Below are 18,719 nucleotides of genomic sequence, written 5' to 3'. Positions count from 1 at the left end.
GCCCTTCGTTCATGGAGCCGGCGCGTGCGCGCCGACGTGGCGGCGTTCAGCGTGCGTCGTTCAGATCCGGCGCATCCTTCGAGAACTGCACGGCGATCGCGCCGAGCACGCAGATCGCCGCGACGTACACGACCGGCGCGAGCGGATTCGACTTCATCATCAGCGACACGATCACCGGCGTGAGGCCGCCGAAGATCGCATACGCGACGTTGTACGAGAACGAGATGCCCGAGAAGCGTACGACGGCCGGGAAGCTGCGGACCATCACGAACGGCACCGCGCCGATCGTGCCGACCGCGAAGCCGGCGATCCCGTAGTACAGCGGCAGCGTCGACGCGTCGGCCGCGACCTGCACGAACAGCAGGTAGTAGCACGCGGCCAGCACCAAGCCGCCGATGCCGAGCACGCGCTTCGCGCCGATCCAGCCCGCGAGCGAGCCGGCGGTGACGCAGCCGGCCGTCAGGCACAGCGTCGCGACGCTGTTCGCGAACAGCGTGGTCGCGGGCGTCAGATGGAACTGCTTCTGCAGCAGCGCGGGCGTCATCAGGATCACGACGACGATCGCCGCTGACAGCATCCACGTGAGCAGCATCGACACGATCACCGCGCGGCCATGGTCGCGCAGCACGGCCTTCAGCGGAATCTCGGCCGCGAGCGCCTTCTTCGCCTTCATCTCGGCGAACACCGGCGTCTCGTGCAGCCAGCGGCGCAGGTACACGGAGAACAGGCCGAACACACCGCCGAGCAGGAACGGAATGCGCCACGCGAACGCGGTGACTTCGGCGCCCGAGTAACGGCTGTTGATGCCGGCGGCGACCAGCGAGCCGAGCAGGATGCCGGCCGTGAGGCCCGCGGTCAGCGTGCCGCACGCATAGCCGATGTGGCGCGACGGCACGTGCTCCGACACGAACACCCATGCGCCCGGCACTTCGCCGCCGACCGCCGCGCCTTGCAGCACGCGGAACAGCAGCAGCAACACCGGCGCGAGGATGCCGACCGTGTCGTAAGTCGGCAGCAGACCCATCAGCAGCGTCGGCACCGACATCATCAGCACGCTCAGCGTAAACATCCGCTTGCGGCCGAACAGGTCGCCGAAGTGCGCCATGATCACGCCGCCGAGCGGGCGCGCGAGATAGCCGGCCGCGAAGATGCCGAACGTCTGCAACTGGCGCAGCCAGTCGGGAATGTCGTGCGGGAAGAACAGCTGCCCGATCGCCGGCGCGAAGAACACGAAGATGATGAAGTCGTAGAACTCGAGGGCGCCGCCGAGTGCGGCAAGGCCAAGGGTTTTGTAGTCGCTGCGCGTGAGCGCGCGTTCGGCGGCGCGAGGCACGCCGCTCAATTCGGAAGCTTGCATGGTCAGGACGATCGGTTTTCGAATGTAGTTGTCGGTGCTGCGTCTCCAGGGCCCGCTATCGGCATGGACTGACAAGGCGCGGCTTGCATCGTCGAAGCGTGCCGGGTGCCGGATGGGGCACGAAACACGCGCCGTCGCACCGGGATGGGGCGCAACGCAGACGAGGCGTCAAAGCGGGTGGGGGGATTCTACAGGAGCGCGAAATGCGCGGGCGCGGGGGCGCGCCGAGGCGTGTTTCGGACTTCATCGAGCCGAAACGCAAGCGGCGCGGCAGGCGGGGTGAACCGCTTGCCGCGCCGCGCGGGGCATGGGCCCCGCGATCAGTTGCCGGCGATCGTGTCGACCGGCTTGAACGCGCCGTGCTCGACCTTGTAGATCGTCACCGGCGCATCCTTCAGGTCGCCCTTCGCGTCGTACGCGATGCTCGGCGCCGACACGCCCTTGACCGACACCTTGCCGAGGTACGGCGTATAGACTTTCGGGTCGGTCGAGTTCGCGTCCTTCATCGCGGTGAGCAGCGCGATCGTGCCGTCGTACGCGTAGGGCGAGTAGGTGATCACGTCTTCATTGAAGCGTGCCTTGTAGCGCGATGCGTAGCCGGCGAAGCCCGGCATCTTTTCCTTCGGCAGGCCGCCCATATAGACGATCGCGCCTTCGGCCGCTTCGCCGCCGACCTTCAGGAACGTCGGCGAGCGCGACATCTCGCCGGTCACGAATGCCGACTTCATGCCGAGCTGGCGCATCTTGCGGATCATCGGCGAAGACTGCGCATCGCCGCCGCCGTAGAAGATCGCGTCGGGGTTGACGCCCTTCAGATTGGTCAGGATCGCGGAGAAGTCGAGCGCCTTGTCGTTCGTGAAGTCGCGCTTGACGATCGTGCCGCCCGCGGCCTGCACGGCCTTCGCGAATTCGTCGGCGATACCCTGGCCGTAGGCCGTGCGGTCGTCGATGATCGCGATGCGCTTGAAGTGCAGCGACTTCACCGCATAGGTGCCGACGATGCGGCCGGCCTGCGCGTCGCTCGTCAGCAGCCGGTAGGTCGTCTTGTAGCCGCGCGCCGTGTATTGCGGCGACGTCGCCATCGAGATCTGCGGCAGCCCCGCGCGATCGTACAGGTCGGACGCGGGAATGCTCGTGCCCGAGTTGAAGTGGCCGATCACGCCGCGGACATTGTCGTCGATCAGCCGCTGCGCGACGGTCGTACCGGTGCGCGGATCGGCCTGGTCGTCCTGCGAGTCGAGCTGGAACGTGACGGGCTTGCCGCCGATCGTCGGGTGCGTCGCGTTGAAATCGGCGATCGCGAGTTGCACGCCCTTCTGCATGTCCGCGCCGTAGTTCGACTGCGGCCCCGTCAGCGGTGCGGCGAAACCGATCTTGACGACGTCGGCGGCGATGGCGTGTGCGCCCGACAGTGCGCAGGCAGCAGCCAGCGCGACGTGCGATACCTTCAGCTTCACTTTCACTTCCCCTTGATGGCGTGGTTGGGCCGCCGCCGGCCAGCGGGCCGGTGCGGTAAACCGGGCGAGACGTATCGGTTTGCACGCCTATGGGAGGGCGGTGCGGCTCGCCGTGCGCCGCGCGGGTTGTGCCGGAATCGGCGTGCGCGGTGGCGGCGGGATGTCGTCTCGTAACCGTTGAGCGAAGTCTAGGTAGCGAAAATGCCCGCGTCTTGCGCGTTCGGTGCGCGGCCGGCGACGATTTCGGCATATCGTCGATAACCCTGATATATGCTGAAATCGTCATGAGGAGTGCGCAAACGCGCCAAGACGCGACACGCCGGCATTTCTAGGATGGCGGGTCGGGCGTGTGCGGTCGCGGCGCCGGCGGAGGGCGCTGGATGTCGCTGCCGGCGGTGGCCGACGCGAAATCGTCCCCGCCGGACACGCGAGTGGCGCGTTGGTTGTGCGCACAACCTCACGGCGTACGATGCGCCAACGTATGCGATCGCTGAATCACCGCCGATCGGCGACGCATTGCGCGTCCCACCGTTCGCCGAGCCGAGCCGAGCCGTCCCGCTCGCCCGCCCGCGATCGCCAACACGCGTTCGAGAGGGCGCTCCTATAATCGACGCCATCAGCCACCCCCTTCGCAGATGCCGGGATGACGACCTTCCTTGCCGCACCGCCCATGAGCCTGTCCGATACGTTGCGCTACCAGCCCGACAACGCCGATCTCGGCGCGATGCTCGCGCACTTCCGCCTGCTCGAGCCGGTGTTCGACGCGCTGCCCGACGTCGCGTTCTTCGTGAAGGATGCGAACGGCCGCTACGCGCTCGTCAACCGCACGCTGGCCATGCGCTGCGGCTACAAGGACAAGCGCGACCTGCTCGGCAAGACGACCGACGAAGTGTTTCCGCGCCGCTTCGGCCGCACCTATTTCGAGCAGGACATGGCGACGATCACCGCCGGCCAGCAACTGATGGACCAGCTCGAGCTGCATCTGTATCCGGGCCGTCAGCCGGGCTGGTGCCTGACCTGCAAGGAGCCGCTGCGCGACGCGGCCGGCAAGGTGGTCGGCCTCGCGGGCATTTCGCGCGACCTGAAGGCGCAAGAGGGCTCGCATCCGGCGTACAGCAAGCTCGCCGACGTGGTCCAGCACATCCAGGATCACTACGTGCAGCCGCTGAACCTCAAGCAGCTCGCGCAGATGGCCGGGATGTCGGTCGCGCAGCTCGAACGCTACTTCCACAAGGTGTTTCACCTGACGCCGCGCCAGGTGCTGCTGAAGACGCGCCTCGACGCGGCCACGGCGCTGCTCGTCACGCACGACAAGGTGACGGACGTGGCGGCGCTATGCGGTTATACGGATCACAGCGCGTTCACGCGCCAGTTCAAGGCGACGGTCGGCGTGACGCCGACCGAATACCGGCTGATGCTGCAGGATCGGGCGGGGTGAAGCGACGCGCCGGCCGGGCCGGCGGTTCGCGATGATCGGGGTGTGGCGGGAACGGGGAGCGGGGAAAGCGTCGGCTCAGCGGTAGCCGAGCCCTTTCAGGACGGCCGTGCCGTCTTCGGTCAGCCGGAAGCGCGGTGACGTGTCGGCGTCGAGCTTGATCATCTCGACGAGACCGGCTTCCTGCAGCGCGGGCAATTCGGGTTTGGCATTCGCGCCGATCGGCGCGTGCAGCAGCACGAGCAGCGTCGCGATTTCGTGATGGCTGAGCAAACGGCGCAGCATCGTCTTTTTCGCAGGGGGGGCGGGCTGGCGGCCCGCGGGTGCATCTACGGCGCTCATCGCTGTCCTCCTTTTTCGAGATATCCATCGGGTACTGGTTGCGGATGGTGCCGAGAAAGACTTAAGCGATTCTTAAAATGGCAGCCACCGCGCCGATGTTGCGGCGCGGCAAGCATTACCGGATGTAACTCGCACTGGCCGGTCGTGTCGGATGCGCAAGCGTCAACCTTGCCGGGCGGGCGTCGCGGCCACATTCCCCACGATGGTGCGCCCGAGCGGCGGGCGCGACGGAGGCCCCTGGTTTCCCCTGCCGCGCCGACCCGGAACGAACTTCCCGTTGCTTCCTTATTTCCTGCGCTGGGCCTGCGCGGCGAGCCGCACGGCCGCGTTTGCCGCACCGTAGCCGTCGTAGCCGCCGCGCCGCTCGACGATCTCGAGCGAGAAGCGGTTGTCGACCAGTTCCGTATACGCATGCAGGAATTCGCCGCCGTTTTCATCGCGGTCGTACAGCAGATGGTGGGCGCTCAGCGTGTCGATCAGCTCGTCCGGCAGCGCGTAGCGCGCGGCGAGATCGTCGTAATAGTTCGGCGGAATGCGCAGGAACGGCACGCCGTCGGCTGCAAACGCGGCGACCGTCTTCACGATGTCGTCGGTCCGGAACGCGACGTGGTTCAGCCCCGTGCCGTGATAGCGGTCCAGCGATTCGGCGACGGCCGTATGGCGGTCGACCGACGCGTTCAGCGCGATCCGCACCGAGCCGTCCGCGCTGCGCACCGCACGGCTGCGCATCAGGCCGTACGGGTCGGGGACGAGCCAGCTGCGCTCGGCTTCGAAGCCGAATGCAGTCTTGAAGAACAGGATCCACGTATCGAGCGCGTCCGCCGGCAGCGCGAGGCAGACGTGATCGATGCCCGTCAGCGGCCCGACCTCGGTGGGGCCGTCGATGTCGGTCAGCACGAAATCCGATTCATACAGCGTCGGCGCGTTCGGCGTCTCGTCGACGAAGTATTCGAGGCTGCCGTCCGGCGCCTGCACGCTCGGCAGCACGCGCTCGTTCGGGCCGACGCGCCCGGAAAACGGCGCGTAGCCGAAACCGGCCGCGCGTTCGAACGCCACCTTCGCATCGTCGACGCGAAACGCCGACGCACAGAGCGACAACCCATGCTGCTGGAAGAACGCATCGGCGAACGAGTCGCGCTCGGCGTTCAGCACGATCGACGCGGCGCCGTGCTGGAACAACGTCACGTCCTTCGACCGATGGCGGCCCGCGAGCCGGAACCGCATCTTGCCGAGCCATGCGCCGACGGTGGCCGCCGCCTGCGCGTCGACCGCGAACTCGATGAACTGGAACCCGACGTGCGCGGGCGGCGCCGGCGGCGCGAACAGCGGCTGGTCGGCAGCCGGCGCGCGGCCGTCCTGTGCGAGCCGCGCGCGCGTCAGTTCTTCCAGATAGAGCAGCGAGCGGTGGCCGTCGGCAGCCGTGATCGCGGTCGGCGCGGCGCGGAAGCCGTCGTTGAAGATCTCGAGCGATAGCGGCCCCGTATAGCCGGACTCGATCACGCGAGCCGTGAAGCGCGCGAGGTCGAAGTCGCCCTGGCCGGGGAACGAGCGGAAGTGGCGGCTCCATTCGAGCACGTCCATCGCGAGCTTCGGCGCATCGGCGATCTGCACGAACGCGATCCGGTCGCCGGGGATGTCGGCGATCGCGTCCGGCGAATCGTCGAGCGACAGCGTATGGAAGCTGTCGAGCGCGAGGCCGAGGTGCGGGCTGTTCACCGCATTCACGAGCTGCCACGCATGGCCGTACCGCTTCACGACGCGGCCCCACGCGAGCGCCTCGTACGCGGCGACCACGCCGGCCTGCCGCGCGGCTTCGGCGAGCGCGCCGAGCTGGTCGACCAGCAGCGCGTCGTCCGCGATCGTGTCGGGCGACACGTTGCTGCACACCAGGATGCGGTCGGTGCCGAGCGCGTGCATCACGTCGAACTTGCGCCGGATGCGGTCGAGATTGCGGGCGAGCTGGGCCGGGCTCACGCCCTCGAAGTCGCGAAACGGCTGGAACAGCACGATGTCGAGGCCGAGATCGGCGGCCATGCGCCGCACGTCGGCGGGCGATCCGTCGAAGTAGACGAGGTCGTTCTCGAAGATTTCGACACCGTCGAAGCCGGCGGCCTGGACGGCGGCGAGCTTCTCGGCGAGGGTGCCGGACAGTGACACGGTGGCGATCGAGCGCTGCATGGGGGAATCCTGCGGATGAGCGGGGTGGCGTCGGCCGATCGGACCCGAATGAACCAGTCGTTGAATTCACGACGAACGCCATATCCCGAATTTACTAGGGAAGTGAGAGGGATTATACAAACTAACTAGTTGGTACAAATTAGCGAAAACCCGAAAAGACAGCGCTTGCATGCCGGCGCACACTAGCGCCAACTTCCTGATGTCACGGGCGCAGCGGGCAACGTTCCGCCCCCTTTTTTTAAGAGCAGAAATCGTCATGAGCAAGCACAAGGTGCTGGTACTGAACGGCCCGAACCTGAATCTCCTGGGTACCCGCGAGCCCCATATCTACGGCGCGGAAACCCTCGCCGATCTCGAGCAGCGTTGCCGCACGGCGGCCGACGGGCTCGGGCTGGAGATCGACTTTCGCCAGTCGAACGCCGAGCACCAGCTGATCGACTGGCTGCATGCCGCGCGTCACGACACGCACGGCATCGTGATCAACCCGGCTGCCTATACGCACACGTCGGTCGCGCTGGCCGACGCGCTTTCCGCGATCGCGAAACCGGTGATCGAGGTGCATATCTCCAACGTGCATCGCCGCGAGGCGTTCCGTCACCACTCGTATGTGTCGGCGGTGGCCGAGGCCGTGATCTGCGGCTGCGGCACCGAAGGCTACGTATTCGCGCTGCAGCGCCTGTCGACCCTTTTTGCGCAGGGAGCCGCACGATGAGCCGCCCGTCTTTTCTGATCGGCCTGATCGGCCAGGGCATCGCCGGTTCGCTGTCGCCCGCGATGCATGAGGAAGAAGGATTCCGCCAGGGATTCGGCTACGTGTACCGGCGCATCGATCTCGACGCACTCGGCCTGACCGTCGACGCGCTGCCGCAACTGCTCGAGGCCGCGCAGCGGATGGGCTTCAACGGGCTGAACATCACGCACCCGTGCAAGCAGCGCGTGATCGAGCACCTCGACGCGCTGTCGGACGATGCGCGCGCGCTCGGCGCGGTGAACACCGTGCTGTTCAAGGACGGCAAGCGGATCGGTCACAACACCGACTGGTCGGGTTTCGCGAAGTCGTTCCGCCGCGGGCTTCCCGGCGCGTCGCTCGAGCGCGTCGTCCAGCTCGGTGCGGGCGGCGCGGGCGCGGCCGTCGCGCATGCGGCGCTGCAGATGGGTGCCGCCGAATTGACGATTTTCGACGTCGACGGCACGCGTGCCGACACGCTCGCGAGCGAACTGCAGCAGCGCTTCCCGGCCGCCCGGGTCACGCCGGGCAGCGATCTCGCGGCCGCGATGCGCGCCGCGACGGGCCTGATCCATGCCACGCCGACCGGCATGACCAAGCATCCGGGCCTGCCGCTGCCGGCCGAACTGCTGCACGCGGGAATGTGGGTGGCCGACATCGTGTATTTCCCGCTCGAAACCGAACTGATCCGCGCGGCGCGGGCGGCCGGCTGCGCGACGCTGCCGGGCGGCGGGATGGCCGTGTACCAGGCCGTCGATGCGTTCGAGATCTTCACCGGACGTACGCCGGACGACGAGCGGATGTTCGAACACTTTCAGTCGCTCGTCGCGCGCTGATCCTTCGATCCAAAAGAGAAACCAGGAGACAACCATGCAGCACACCACCCACACGAACGCCGCGCCAGCGCAGGCGGCCGGCACGGTCCGGCGGACATCGGCGCGCTACAAGATTCTCGCGCTGCTCGCGATCGGCACGATGATCAACTATCTCGACCGTACCGTGCTGGGGGTGGCTGCGCCGCAGCTCACCAAGGAGCTCGGCATCAACGCGGCGGTGATGGGCATCATGTTCTCCGCGTTCTCGTGGACGTACGTCGCGATGCAGGTGCCCGGCGGCCTGTTCCTCGACCGCTTCGGCAGCAAGGTCACTTATTACTGGTCGATGACGCTGTGGTCGCTGTGCACGTTCCTGCAGGGCTTCGTGCCGGGCATCGCGACGCTGCTCGCGTGCCGGCTCGGCCTCGGCGTGACGGAGGCGCCGTGCTTCCCGACCAACAGCCGCGTCGTCGCGACCTGGTTCCCGCAGAGCGAGCGCGCGATGGCGACCGGTACGTATACCGTCGGCGAATACATCGGCCTCGCGTTCTTCAGCCCGGTGCTGTTCGCGCTGATGGGCGCGTTCGGCTGGCGTTCGCTGTTCTGGGTCGTCGGCGCGGTCGGTATCGCGTTCGGCCTGATCTGGTGGAAGTTCTATCACGAGCCGCGTGATCATCCGGCCGCGAACTCGGAGGAACTTGCCTACATCGAGGCAGGCGGCGGTCTCGTGCACGCTGCGCGCAAGGGCGACAAGGGCGGCAAGGGCGAGCAGAAGAAGTTCAGCTGGTCGATGGCCGGCCAGCTGCTGAAGAAGCGCCAGCTCGCGGGTATCTGCCTCGGCCAGTTCGCCGGCAACTCGACGCTCGTGTTCTTCCTGACCTGGTTCCCGACCTATCTCGCGACCGAGCGCCACATGGGCTGGCTGAAGATCGGCTTCTTCGCGGTGATGCCGTTCATCGCCGCGTCGGTTGGCGTGATGTTCGGCGGGATCTTCTCCGACTGGCTGCTGCGTCGCGGCAAGTCGGCGAACCTCGCACGCAAGCTGCCGATCATCGCGGGCCTGTTGCTCGCGTCGACGATCATTCTCGCGAACTACGTGAAGAGCAACGAAGCCGTGATCGCGATCATGTCGATCGCCTTCTTCGCGCAGGGGATGGCCGCGCTCGGCTGGACGCTCGTGTCCGACATCGCGCCGGACGGCCTGCTCGGCGTGACGGGCGGCATCTTCAACTTCGCGGCGAACCTCGCGGGGATCGTCACGCCGCTCGTCGTCGGCTTCATCGTCGCGTCGACCGGTTCGTTCGTCGGCGCGCTGGTGTTCATCGGCGTGATCGCGCTGATCGGCGCACTGTCGTACATCTTCGTCGTCGGCGACATCAAGCGGATCGAATTGTAAGTACCGGCTCCACGCACGCTCGGTGCATTCGCCCGGCGACCTTGGGTCGCCGGGCGTTTTTATTTCTGCCGCCGGATTGCGGGCCGGCTCATGCATCCGCGCTCACGCGCGCTGCATGGCAATCCCGAGCGATTCGAGCGCCTGCGCGATCGCCGCGACCGCGCGGCGGATGTCGCCGGCATCGATCGCGCCGATGCAGCCGACGCGGAACGTCTCCACTTTCGTCAGCTTGCCCGGATACAGGATGAAGCCCGCGTCGCGCACCGCGTCGTAAAAGCGGCGGAAATCGTAGGCCGGATGGTCGGGCGCATGGAACGTGACGATCACGGGCGCCTGCACGCTGGCGTCGAGGAACGGCGCGAAGCCGAGTGCGCGCATCGATTCGACCAGCGTCCGGCAGTTCTCCGCATAGCGCGCGCCACGCGCGGGCTGGCCGCCTTCGGCGAGATACTGGTCGAGCGCGGCGCGCAGCGCGGCGATCACGTGGGTCGGCGGCGTGAAGCGCCACTGGCCCGTCCTGCGCAGGTACGCGTGCTGGTCGTGGAGGTCGAGCGCGAGCGACGGCGAGTTGCCTTCGCATGCATCGAGCGCGTCGCGCCGCACGATCGCGAACCCCATCCCCGGCACGCCTTCCAGGCATTTGCCGCTCGCCGACACCAGTGCGTCGATCCCGCTGTCCGCCAGCGTAATCGGCAGCGCGCCGAACGAACTCATCGCGTCGACGATCAGCCGCTTGCCGTGCCGCCGGCACACGGCCGCGATCGCGTCGAGCGGATTCAGGATGCCGGCACTCGTTTCCAGGTGCACCAGCGCGACATGCGTGATGCGCGGCTCGCGCGCGAACGCGGCTTCCACCGCCGCGGGGTCGGCCGCTGCGTCCTCGCCGAACGGCAACGCGATCGCTTCGATGCCGAGCCGGCCGAGGATCTTCAGGATGCGCGCGCAATACGCGCCGTTGTCGGGCACAAGCACGACGCCGTCGCGCGGCACCAGCGTGCCGAGGGCGGCCTCGACCGAAAAGGTGCCGCTGCCTTGCATCGGCACGCACACGTACTCGTCGCCGCCGCGCGCGATCGCGACGAGGTCCGCGCAGACGCTGGCCGTCAACTGATTGAAAGCGGCGTCCCACGAGCCCCAGTCATGTTGCATTGCGTGGCGTGTTGTGGCGGACGTGGTGAGGGGGCCGGGCGTGAGCAGAATCGGATCGGGCATGGTTTTCTCCAGCAAAGGTCGGACGAAACGGGGAGGCGGCATTTCTGAGTGACTTGCATGATATTGGCAAAATGTGTCATTTTGTGGAAATTGTGGCGCGCGTCACGGCTTTGTCATCGAACGCTGTGATCCTTCGGTTGCCGCGCGACACCACCTGCAGCGCGGCAGCGAGGCCGGCCGGTTGTCGGTCTGCCCGACTGAAACGAGCCGGATCGTGCCCCGGCCGCTGGTGTTCCGCCTACGGAGAAGTGAGATGACACTGCAGAATTCCTCGCGCGCCGCTGCCGGCGCGTTCCGCAAGCTCGCGCTGGCTGCCGGCGTCGCCGGCCTGATGGGCGTCGCATTGCCCGCGCATGCGGCGAACGCGGTCGTGCTGTATACGGCGGACGGTCTCGAGAACCTCTATCGCGATGTGCTGCCGGCCTTCGAGAAGAAGGAAGGCGTCAAGGTCAACATCGTGACGGCGGGCAGCGGCGAGGTCGTCAACCGCGCGAACATCGAGAAGAACTCGCCGAAGGCGGACGTGATCGTCACGCTGCCGCCGTTCATTCAGCAAGCCGGCCAGATGGGCCTGCTGCAGCCGTACCAGAGCGTGAACTACAAGAACGTGCCGGCGATCGCGAAGGCGGAAGACGGTACGTGGGCGACGTTCGTGAACAACTACTTCTCGTTCGCGATCAACCCGGACGTCGTGAAGAACCAGCCGAAGACGTTCGCCGACCTGCTGTCGCCGAGCTATGCCGGCAAGGTGGCGTACTCGAACCCGGCGACCGCCGGCGACGGGATGGCCGTGCTGATCCTGACGACCTCGCTGATGGGCGAGGACAAGGCGTTCGACTACCTCGCGAAACTGTCGCAGAGCGTGAAGTTCCACACGAAGGGCACCGGCTACCTGAACGTGCTGCTGTCGCGCAACGAGATCAGCGTCGCGAACGGCGACCTGCAGATGGACCTCGACGACGCCGAGCACGGCGCGCTGTCCGTCAAGCCGATCTTCCTGGCCGCGAAGGACGGCGACCAGCCGACCACGTTCCAGCTGCCGTACGGCATCGGTCTGATCAAGAGCGGCCCGAACCAGGACGTCGGCAAGAAGTTGATCGACTACCTGATGTCGACGGAAGTGCAGTCGAAGGTGCCGGACATGTACGGCATCCCGGGTCGCACCGACGTTCCGCTGGCCGGCAAGAACGGCGAGGCGGTCAAGAAGGCGATCGCGGGCGTGAAGCTGATCCCAGTCGACTGGAGCCAGGTGATGGCGAAGAAGCCGGTGTGGATCGAGCGCTGGAAGAAGGACGTGATCGGCAGCTCGGGCAAGCAGCTCGACGTCGTCAAGCCGAAGTGATCGGCGCGCGCCGCCTGTATTAGTGAGCAAGAGGATGAACCCGGTGGAAACCACCCTGACCCATCCCGGCGCATTCGGCGCCGCCGAACCGCAAGCGACGCTGCGGTCCGGCGCGCCGGGCGGCGTGCGGATCGAGCACCTGAGCGTGCGCTACGGCGCACGCACGGTGCTGGAAGATCTGTCGCTGTCGATCGGCGCCGGAGAATTTCTGACCGTGCTCGGCAAGAGCGGCTGCGGCAAGACCACGCTGCTGCGCTTCATCGCCGGGTTCGTGAAGGCCGACGGCCTGACCGGCACGCTGACCGTGGCCGGACGCGACCTGACCTATGCGCCGCCGCACAAGCGCAATCTCGGTCTGCTGTTCCAGAATTACGCGCTGTTCCCGCACCTGTCGGTGTTCGAGAACGTCGCATTCGGGCTGCGCGCCCGCGGCATGGCCTCGTCGGACGTGACGCGCCGCGTCGCCGACGCGCTGAAGCTCGTGCAGCTCGGCGATGCGGGCCATCATCTGCCCGCGCAACTGTCGGGCGGGATGCAGCAGCGCGTCGCACTGGCGCGTGCGCTCGTGATCGAACCGGACGTGCTGCTGCTCGACGAGCCGCTGTCGGCGCTCGACGCCAACCTGCGCGCATCGGTGCGCAGCGAACTGAAGGCGCTGCACGAGCGCCTGCCGAACCTGACCGTCGTCTGCGTGACGCACGACCGCGACGACGCGCTCGTGCTGTCCGACCGCGCACTGCTGATGCGCGACGGCCACATCGCGCAGCTCGGCACGCCGCAGCAGCTGTACGACACGCCGCGGGACGGCTACGTCGCGCGCTATCTCGGCCCCGCCAACCTGCTGCCCCCGCACGTGATCTTCCCGCTCGGCGATCCGCGCCACGACGTGCGCGACAAGGTCGCCTGCGTGCGCCCCGAGCGCCTGACCGTGATGCCGCTCGCGGCGGGCGGCCTGCACGGCACGGTGTCGTCCGTCGAATGGCAGGGCGCGGACCTGTCGATCGCGGTCGTGATCGACGCGGCGCCCGACGAGCCCGTGCGCGTCACGATGCAACGCGGCCGCGGCGCGGCTCCCGAGCGCGGTGCGCGCGTTTCCCTGCATTGCGAGGCAGACGATGTCGTCCTTATCGAGCCCTGAAGCCGGCCTGCCGCCGCGGGCGCTCGCGTCGGCCGCCGCGCATGCCGCCGCCGCGCGGCGCCGCAAGCGCAGGGGCGACCTGCACCTCGCCGCGCTCGCGCTCGTCGTGCTGGGCCCGCTCGTCATCTATCCGCTGGTGCGGCTCGTGCTGCTGAGCGTGTCCGGCGATCACGGGCTGAGCTTCGCCGCGTACCGGACGTTCTTCGGCAACCCCGATACGCGCAGCGTGCTGCTGACGAGCGTGGGCGTGCTGTTCGCGAGCGCCGGCACCGCGTCGGTGCTCGGCGTGCTGCTGGCCGCGCTGCTGTTCTTCAGGCCGTTCCCGGGCGCATCGCTCGTCACGCGCTTCCTGGAGCTGTACGTCGCGTTCCCGTCGTTCCTCGTCGCGTTCACGCTGATCTTCCTGTACGGCTCGCAAGGCTCGATCAGCATCGCGCTGCAGCAGCTGTTCCATCTCGAGAACCCGCCGCTCGACTTCCTGTTCGGCATCGGCGGCGTGATTCTCGCGCAGACCGTGTTCTATACGCCGTTCGTCGTGCGGCCGACGCTCGCGTCGTTCGCGACGCTCGACCTGCGCCTGATCGAGGCGGCGCGCAGTCTCGGCGCGTCCGGCTGGATGCTCGCGCGCCGCGTCGTGTTGCCGATCGCGTGGCCGGGCATCGCCGCCGGCACCGTGCTGTGTTTCCTGCTGACGCTGAACGAGTTCGGGATCCTGCTCGTGCTCGGCAGCGCGCGGCTCGTGACGCTGCCGGTCGCGATCTACAGCAGCGCGACCGTCGACCTCGACCTGCCGACCGCATCGGCCGGCGCGGTCGTGATGCTCGCGCTGTCGCTGGCGCTCTATGCGGTTTATCGCCGGGTGAACCGGCGTGCGACGGGAGGGAACGATGTCCGCTGAATTCCGTATCGGGGCAGCCGTGCCGCGCCACCAGATCGGCTGGGGCGACACGCTGCTCAAGCATGCGTCGCGCGCCGCGCTCGCGCTGGCCGCGTTCGCCTGCTTCTGGCTGTTCGTGCTGCCGGTCGTGGTCGTCGCGCTGTCGAGCGTGTCGACGCAGTGGTCGGGCACGATTCTGCCGGCCGGCTACAGCCTGCGCTGGTTCGAGCGGCTGGCGTCGCCGGAATACGACGCGCTGCTGACGAGCCTCGAAATCGGCTTCGGCGTGTCGGCGCTCGGCACGATCCTCGGGCTGTGGCTCGCGCTCGCGCTCGAAGGGCGCGACCGGCGCGGCCTCGGCGCGCTCGTCGACGCGCTCGTGATGGTGCCGAACGGCGTGCCGAGCGTCGTACTCGGGCTCGCGGTGCTGATCGCGTATCACCAGAAGCCGCTCGACCTGTCGAGCTCCGCGGCGATCGTCGTGCTCGTGCAGCTCGCGCTGATTCTGCCGTTCTGCTATCGCTGCGCGGCCGCCGCGCTGCGGCCGGAACTGACCGTGCTGCGCGAAGCGGCGGCGAGCCTCGGTGCGCCGCCCGCGATGGTGCTGCGCCGCGTGCTGCTGCCGCAGCTCGTGCCGGCGCTGCGTGCGAGTCTCGCGCTCGGCTTCGCGCTGTCGCTCGGCGAACTCGGCGCGACGCTGACCGTCTATCCGCCGGGTTTCGCGACCGTGCCGATCGTCGTGATCGGCCAGGTGGAGCGGGGTTACTACCTGCCGGCATCGGCGCTGTCGCTGTTGATGCTCGGGGCGTCGCTCGCGGCGCTGCTGCTGATCGCCGCGCGCGTGCCGCGCGGCACGCGGGCCGCATCATGAACGCCGCGTTCGCGTTGCGGCTGCCCGGCGAGCAAGCGGCCGCGGGCAAGGTATCGACGGATCTCGCGGGTCGTTCCGTCGACGTGAACGGCCGGCGCTACCGGCTGCCGGTCGAACCGACCGTCGTGGTCTGCGTCGACGGCTGCGAGTACGACTATCTCGAGCGTGCGGTGGAGGCGGGCGTCGCGCCGTTCATCGGCCGGATGATCGCGGCAGGCACCGCGTGGCGCGCCGACTGCGTGGTGCCGACCTTCACCAACCCGAACAACCTGTCGATCGTCTGCGGCGTGCCGCCCTCGGTCCACGGGATCTGCGGCAACTACTTCTGGGATCCGGCCGCCGACGGCGGTCGCGGCGCCGAAGTGATGATGAACGACCCGGCCTACCTGCGGGCTGGCACGTTGCTCGCGGCTGCATCCGACGCCGGCGCGCGGGTGGCCGTCGTCACGGCGAAGGACAAGCTGCGCCGGCTGCTCGGCTGGCAGATGAACGGCATCTGTTTTTCCGCGGAGAAGGCCGCGCAGGCGAATCTCGCGGAAAACGGGATCGCCGACGTGCTCGACTGGGTCGGCCTGCCGTCGCCCGACGTATACAGCGCGGCGCTGTCCGAATTCGTGTTCGCGGCCGGCGTGCGGCTCGCGCAGACGCGCCAGGTCGACCTGATGTACCTGTCGACCACTGACTACGTCCAGCACAAGTGCGAGCCGGGCAGTGCCGGCGCGAACGCGTTCTACGCAATGATGGACGGCTATCTCGCGCAGCTCGACGCGCTCGGCTGGGCGCTCGGGCTCACGGCCGACCACGGGATGAACGCGAAGCACGATCCGGCAACCGGCCGCCCGAACGTGATCTATCTGCAGGACGCGTTCGACGGCTGGTTCGGTGCGCGGGCCGCGCGCGTGATCCTGCCGATCACCGATCCGTACGTCGTGCACCACGGCGCGCTCGGCTCGTTCGCGACCGTGTATCTGGCGCCGGGTGTCGACCGGACCGATGCGATGTGGCGCGTCGGCGGGCTCGACGGCGTCGAGCTCGTGCTCGACAACGCGGAAGCGGCCGCCCGCTTCGAGCTGCCGGCCGACCGGATCGGCGATCTCGTCGTGATCGCGCGACGCGACATGACGCTCGGCACGCGCGAGCGCGAACACGACCTGTCCGGCCTGACCGTGCCGCTGCGTTCGCACGGCGGCGTGTCCGAGCAGGAAGTGCCGTTGCTGTTCAACCGTCGGATCGAGCGGGACGACCCCGCACGTCGGCCGCGCAACTTCGACGTGTTCGATTTCGTGCTGAACCGGGTCGCGTCATGATGGCTCATCCCCGCCAGGACCACCCCGCGTTTCGCGCCGAGGCGCTGCGCTGGTGCGGCACGCGTGCGACGCGCGATCGTGTGTTCGACGTCACCGATCCCTACACCGGCACGCGTGTCGGTACGGCGCCGCGGGCGAGCGTCGACGACGTGCGTGCCGCGTTCGACTACGCGATGGCATACCGGCCCGCGCTCACGCGTTACGAGCGTTCGCAGATCCTCGAACGTGCGGCCGCGCTACTGCGCGAGCGTGCCGAGGCGGCATCCGACCTGATCACGCTCGAATCGGGATTGTCGAAACAGGATTCCCGCTACGAGATCGGCCGCGTCGCCGACGTGCTGAAGTTCGCGTCGGTCGAGGCGCTGCGCGACGACGCGCAGAGCTTCTCGTGCGACCTGACACCCCACGGCAAGGCGCGACGCGTGTTCTCGCAACGGCAGCCGCTCGATGGCGTGATCGTCGCGATCACGCCGTTCAATCACCCGATGAATCAGGTCGCGCACAAGATCGCGCCGGCGATCGCGACCAACAACCGCGTGATCGTGAAGCCGTCGGAGAAGGTGCCGCTGTCGGCGTTCTATCTGGCGGACCTGCTCTACGAGGCCGGCTTGCCCGAGCCGATGCTGCAGGTGCTGACGGGCGACCCGCGCGAGATCGCGGACGAACTCGTCACGCATCCGCATGCATCGCTGATTACCTTCACGGGCGGCGTGTCGATCGGCAAGGCGATCGCCGCGCGGGCCGGCTACCGGCGCATCGTGCTGGAGCTGGGCGGCAACGATCCGCTGATCGTGCTCGACGATGCCGATCTGGAACGTGCGGCATCGCTGGCCGTGCTCGGTTCGTACCGGAATTCGGGGCAGCGCTGCACGGCCGTCAAGCGGATCCTGGTGCAGCGCTCGATCGCGCCGGCGTTCACCGAGCTGCTCGTCGAGAAGACGCGCGCATGGAATTACGGCGATCCGTTCGATCCCGCGAACGAAATGGGCACGGTGATCGACGACGCGGCGGCGCGGCTGTTCGAGGCGCGGGTCAGCGAGGCGCTCGCGCAGGGTGCGCGCCTGCTGACCGGCAACGTGCGGCGCGGTGCGCTGTATTCGCCGACCGTGCTCGACAACGTCGATCCGTCGATGACGATCGTGCGCGAGGAGACTTTCGGCCCCGTATCGCCCGTCATGACGTTCGACACGATCGACGATGCGATCCGGATCAGCAACGGCACGGCATTCGGGCTGTCGTCGGGGGTGTGCACGGACAGTACGGCCGCGGTCGTGCGGTTCGTGAACGAGCTGAACGTCGGGACGGTGAATGTATGGGAAGTGCCCGGATACCGGATCGAGCTGTCGCCGTTCGGCGGCGTCAAGGATTCGGGGCTTGGCTATAAGGAAGGCGTTCAGGAAGCGATGAAGAGCTTCACGAACCTGAAGACGTTTTCGCTGCCTTGGGAGTAAGCGGATGGCACTGACGGTGGAAGAGATCCACGGGCTGTATCGCGAACATGGCCATGTCGCCTATAGCGGCGAACCGGTCACGCAGCTGGAGCATGCGTTGCAAAGCGGCTTGCTGGCGGAGGAGGCGGGCGCCGACGACGCGCTGGTCGCGGCGGCATTCCTGCACGACCTCGGTCATTTGCTGAATCGCCAGGGCGAGACGCCGAGCGCACGCGGAATCGACGATCTTCATCAGTATTACGCGCTGCCGTTCCTGCGGCCGCTGTTCAACGATGCGGTGCTGGAGCCGATCCGGCTGCACGTCGACGCGAAGCGTTGCCTGTGCCGGACGGACGCCGGCTACTTCGAGAGCCTGTCGCCCGATTCGGTGCGCAGTCTCGCACTGCAAGGCGGCGTTTTCAGCGAGAAGGAGACGGCGGCATTCCTGCAACGCCCGTTCGCGGAGGATGCGCTGCGTCTGCGCCGCTGGGACGATACGGCGAAGGAAGAGGGCAAGGTGACGCCGAACCTCGATCACTATATGGAGATAGTGGCGCGCCAGGTGCGTGTGGCCTGACGGCCCGGGTGCGTCCATATAAGGAAGGCCCCGTGCGCGGTAGCGTGCGGGGCCTTATATTTTTTTCGAGAAACCCCTTGCGCGGTTCGAGGCAGGTGCCTACAATCACGCCTCTTTCGCGCTAACGGAAACGCGGCGCGGGAGGGAAGGGAAGCGGTGCTGACGAGGGTTGCTGTAGGAACCCCGGCGCACACGAAGTTGAACCCCTCGCCGTCGCAACGAAGCAGTTCAGAAAGTTGTTGACGAGCGAAGAAAGAC

At 67.6% G+C, this 18,719-nt stretch carries 16 protein-coding genes; 11 read left to right on the top strand and 5 right to left on the bottom strand.

From position 1 onward, the window contains the following. Window positions 1-46 precede the first annotated feature (46 nt). Window positions 47-1,357 (bottom strand): MFS transporter, encoded by a 1,311-nt coding sequence (locus SB771_RS22125; protein WP_105830464.1) that lies wholly within the window; start codon window positions 1,355-1,357, stop codon window positions 47-49. 320 nt (window positions 1,358-1,677) lie between these two features. After that, on the bottom strand, window positions 1,678-2,814 hold the full coding sequence (locus SB771_RS22120) for a branched-chain amino acid ABC transporter substrate-binding protein (protein WP_011659627.1): 1,137 nt from the start codon (window positions 2,812-2,814) through the stop codon (window positions 1,678-1,680). 643 nt (window positions 2,815-3,457) lie between these two features. Between SB771_RS22120 and SB771_RS22115 the strand changes: the two genes are divergently transcribed. Next, window positions 3,458-4,252, top strand: coding sequence for an AraC family transcriptional regulator (locus SB771_RS22115; RefSeq protein WP_011659626.1), 795 nt, complete (start codon window positions 3,458-3,460; stop codon window positions 4,250-4,252). A gap of 75 nt (window positions 4,253-4,327) precedes the next feature. On the opposite strand, the gene SB771_RS22110 is transcribed toward SB771_RS22115, so the two are convergent. Together SB771_RS22110 and SB771_RS22105 are read right to left on the bottom strand one after the other, a co-directional pair. Continuing rightward, window positions 4,328-4,591 carry a hypothetical protein gene (locus tag SB771_RS22110; protein ID WP_011659625.1) on the bottom strand — a complete coding sequence of 88 codons (264 nt, stop codon included), beginning with the start codon at window positions 4,589-4,591 and terminating at the stop codon, window positions 4,328-4,330. 285 nt (window positions 4,592-4,876) lie between these two features. Then, entirely contained in the window at window positions 4,877-6,769 is a 1,893-nt protein-coding gene (locus SB771_RS22105; protein ID WP_175660127.1) for a bifunctional sugar phosphate isomerase/epimerase/4-hydroxyphenylpyruvate dioxygenase family protein, read from the bottom strand. Between the two features lie 256 nt (window positions 6,770-7,025). On the opposite strand from SB771_RS22105, the gene aroQ reads away from it, so the two are divergent. From aroQ to SB771_RS22090, 3 genes are read left to right on the top strand one after another with little or no spacing between them, the layout of a single operon-like run. After that, window positions 7,026-7,481, top strand: a complete 456-nt coding sequence (aroQ, locus tag SB771_RS22100) for a type II 3-dehydroquinate dehydratase (RefSeq protein WP_006756352.1) — start codon at window positions 7,026-7,028, stop codon at window positions 7,479-7,481. After that, on the top strand, window positions 7,478-8,332 hold the full coding sequence (locus SB771_RS22095; protein ID WP_175660128.1) for a shikimate dehydrogenase: 855 nt from the start codon (window positions 7,478-7,480) through the stop codon (window positions 8,330-8,332). Before aroQ ends, SB771_RS22095 begins: the two co-directional genes overlap by 4 nt. Before the next feature lie 34 nt (window positions 8,333-8,366). Further along, entirely contained in the window at window positions 8,367-9,707 is a 1,341-nt protein-coding gene (locus SB771_RS22090) for an MFS transporter (RefSeq protein ID WP_175705295.1), read from the top strand. Between the two features lie 102 nt (window positions 9,708-9,809). Here SB771_RS22090 and SB771_RS22085 read toward each other — a convergent pair whose 3' ends face one another. Continuing rightward, window positions 9,810-10,919 carry a 2-aminoethylphosphonate--pyruvate transaminase gene (locus SB771_RS22085; protein WP_175660130.1) on the bottom strand — a complete coding sequence of 370 codons (1,110 nt, stop codon included), beginning with the start codon at window positions 10,917-10,919 and terminating at the stop codon, window positions 9,810-9,812. A 253-nt stretch (window positions 10,920-11,172) separates the two neighbouring features. Between SB771_RS22085 and phnS the strand changes: the two genes are divergently transcribed. The 7 genes from phnS to SB771_RS22050 are packed head-to-tail and all read left to right on the top strand — an operon-like array spanning window position 11,173 to window position 18,461. Continuing rightward, window positions 11,173-12,261, top strand: coding sequence for a 2-aminoethylphosphonate ABC transporter substrate-binding protein (gene phnS / locus SB771_RS22080; RefSeq protein WP_006756348.1), 1,089 nt, complete (start codon window positions 11,173-11,175; stop codon window positions 12,259-12,261). Window positions 12,262-12,295: 34 nt separating this feature from the next. Then, entirely contained in the window at window positions 12,296-13,399 is a 1,104-nt protein-coding gene (gene phnT, locus SB771_RS22075) for a 2-aminoethylphosphonate ABC transport system ATP-binding subunit PhnT (protein WP_175660131.1), read from the top strand. Beyond that, a complete protein-coding gene (phnU, locus tag SB771_RS22070) occupies window positions 13,377-14,297 on the top strand; it encodes a 2-aminoethylphosphonate ABC transporter permease subunit (RefSeq protein ID WP_175660132.1) in 921 nt (306 codons plus the stop codon). The genes phnT and phnU overlap by 23 nt, the downstream gene beginning before the upstream one ends. Further along, the gene (gene phnV / locus SB771_RS22065; RefSeq protein WP_105830456.1) at window positions 14,287-15,147 is read left to right on the top strand and encodes a 2-aminoethylphosphonate ABC transport system, membrane component PhnV; all 861 of its coding nucleotides are present in this window, start codon (window positions 14,287-14,289) and stop codon (window positions 15,145-15,147) included. Before phnU ends, phnV begins: the two co-directional genes overlap by 11 nt. Next, a complete protein-coding gene (phnA, locus tag SB771_RS22060; protein WP_175660133.1) occupies window positions 15,144-16,454 on the top strand; it encodes a phosphonoacetate hydrolase in 1,311 nt (436 codons plus the stop codon). Before phnV ends, phnA begins: the two co-directional genes overlap by 4 nt. Continuing rightward, entirely contained in the window at window positions 16,451-17,905 is a 1,455-nt protein-coding gene (gene phnY / locus SB771_RS22055; protein ID WP_175660134.1) for a phosphonoacetaldehyde dehydrogenase, read from the top strand. Before phnA ends, phnY begins: the two co-directional genes overlap by 4 nt. Window positions 17,906-17,909: 4 nt before the next feature. Then, window positions 17,910-18,461, top strand: coding sequence for a phosphonate degradation HD-domain oxygenase (locus SB771_RS22050; protein WP_175660135.1), 552 nt, complete (start codon window positions 17,910-17,912; stop codon window positions 18,459-18,461). Window positions 18,462-18,719 lie beyond the last annotated feature (258 nt).

The organism is Burkholderia sp. SIMBA_051, assembly GCF_046534915.1.
GTDB classification, from domain to species: Bacteria; Pseudomonadota; Gammaproteobacteria; order Burkholderiales; family Burkholderiaceae; genus Burkholderia; species Burkholderia ambifaria.
The sequence above is the reverse complement of the archived record's forward strand: the minus strand, read 5'-3'. Positions and strand labels throughout refer to the sequence as shown.

What these genes read in the sequence shown, in the direction of transcription:
- phnV (WP_105830456.1), top strand. Translation starts at nt 14,287, where the DNA reads ATGTCCGCTGAATTCCGTATCGGGGCAGCCGTGCCGCGCCACCAGATC.
- phnY (WP_175660134.1), top strand. Translation starts at nt 16,451, where the DNA reads ATGATGGCTCATCCCCGCCAGGACCACCCCGCGTTTCGCGCCGAGGCG.
- SB771_RS22115 (WP_011659626.1), top strand. Translation starts at nt 3,458, where the DNA reads ATGACGACCTTCCTTGCCGCACCGCCCATGAGCCTGTCCGATACGTTG.
- aroQ (WP_006756352.1), top strand. Translation starts at nt 7,026, where the DNA reads ATGAGCAAGCACAAGGTGCTGGTACTGAACGGCCCGAACCTGAATCTC.
- SB771_RS22125 (WP_105830464.1), bottom strand. Translation starts at nt 1,357, where the DNA reads ATGCAAGCTTCCGAATTGAGCGGCGTGCCTCGCGCCGCCGAACGCGCG.
- SB771_RS22095 (WP_175660128.1), top strand. Translation starts at nt 7,478, where the DNA reads ATGAGCCGCCCGTCTTTTCTGATCGGCCTGATCGGCCAGGGCATCGCC.
- phnU (WP_175660132.1), top strand. Translation starts at nt 13,377, where the DNA reads ATGTCGTCCTTATCGAGCCCTGAAGCCGGCCTGCCGCCGCGGGCGCTC.
- phnS (WP_006756348.1), top strand. Translation starts at nt 11,173, where the DNA reads ATGACACTGCAGAATTCCTCGCGCGCCGCTGCCGGCGCGTTCCGCAAG.
- SB771_RS22085 (WP_175660130.1), bottom strand. Translation starts at nt 10,919, where the DNA reads ATGCCCGATCCGATTCTGCTCACGCCCGGCCCCCTCACCACGTCCGCC.
- phnT (WP_175660131.1), top strand. Translation starts at nt 12,296, where the DNA reads ATGAACCCGGTGGAAACCACCCTGACCCATCCCGGCGCATTCGGCGCC.
- SB771_RS22090 (WP_175705295.1), top strand. Translation starts at nt 8,367, where the DNA reads ATGCAGCACACCACCCACACGAACGCCGCGCCAGCGCAGGCGGCCGGC.
- SB771_RS22110 (WP_011659625.1), bottom strand. Translation starts at nt 4,591, where the DNA reads ATGAGCGCCGTAGATGCACCCGCGGGCCGCCAGCCCGCCCCCCCTGCG.
- SB771_RS22105 (WP_175660127.1), bottom strand. Translation starts at nt 6,769, where the DNA reads ATGCAGCGCTCGATCGCCACCGTGTCACTGTCCGGCACCCTCGCCGAG.
- phnA (WP_175660133.1), top strand. Translation starts at nt 15,144, where the DNA reads ATGAACGCCGCGTTCGCGTTGCGGCTGCCCGGCGAGCAAGCGGCCGCG.
- SB771_RS22050 (WP_175660135.1), top strand. Translation starts at nt 17,910, where the DNA reads ATGGCACTGACGGTGGAAGAGATCCACGGGCTGTATCGCGAACATGGC.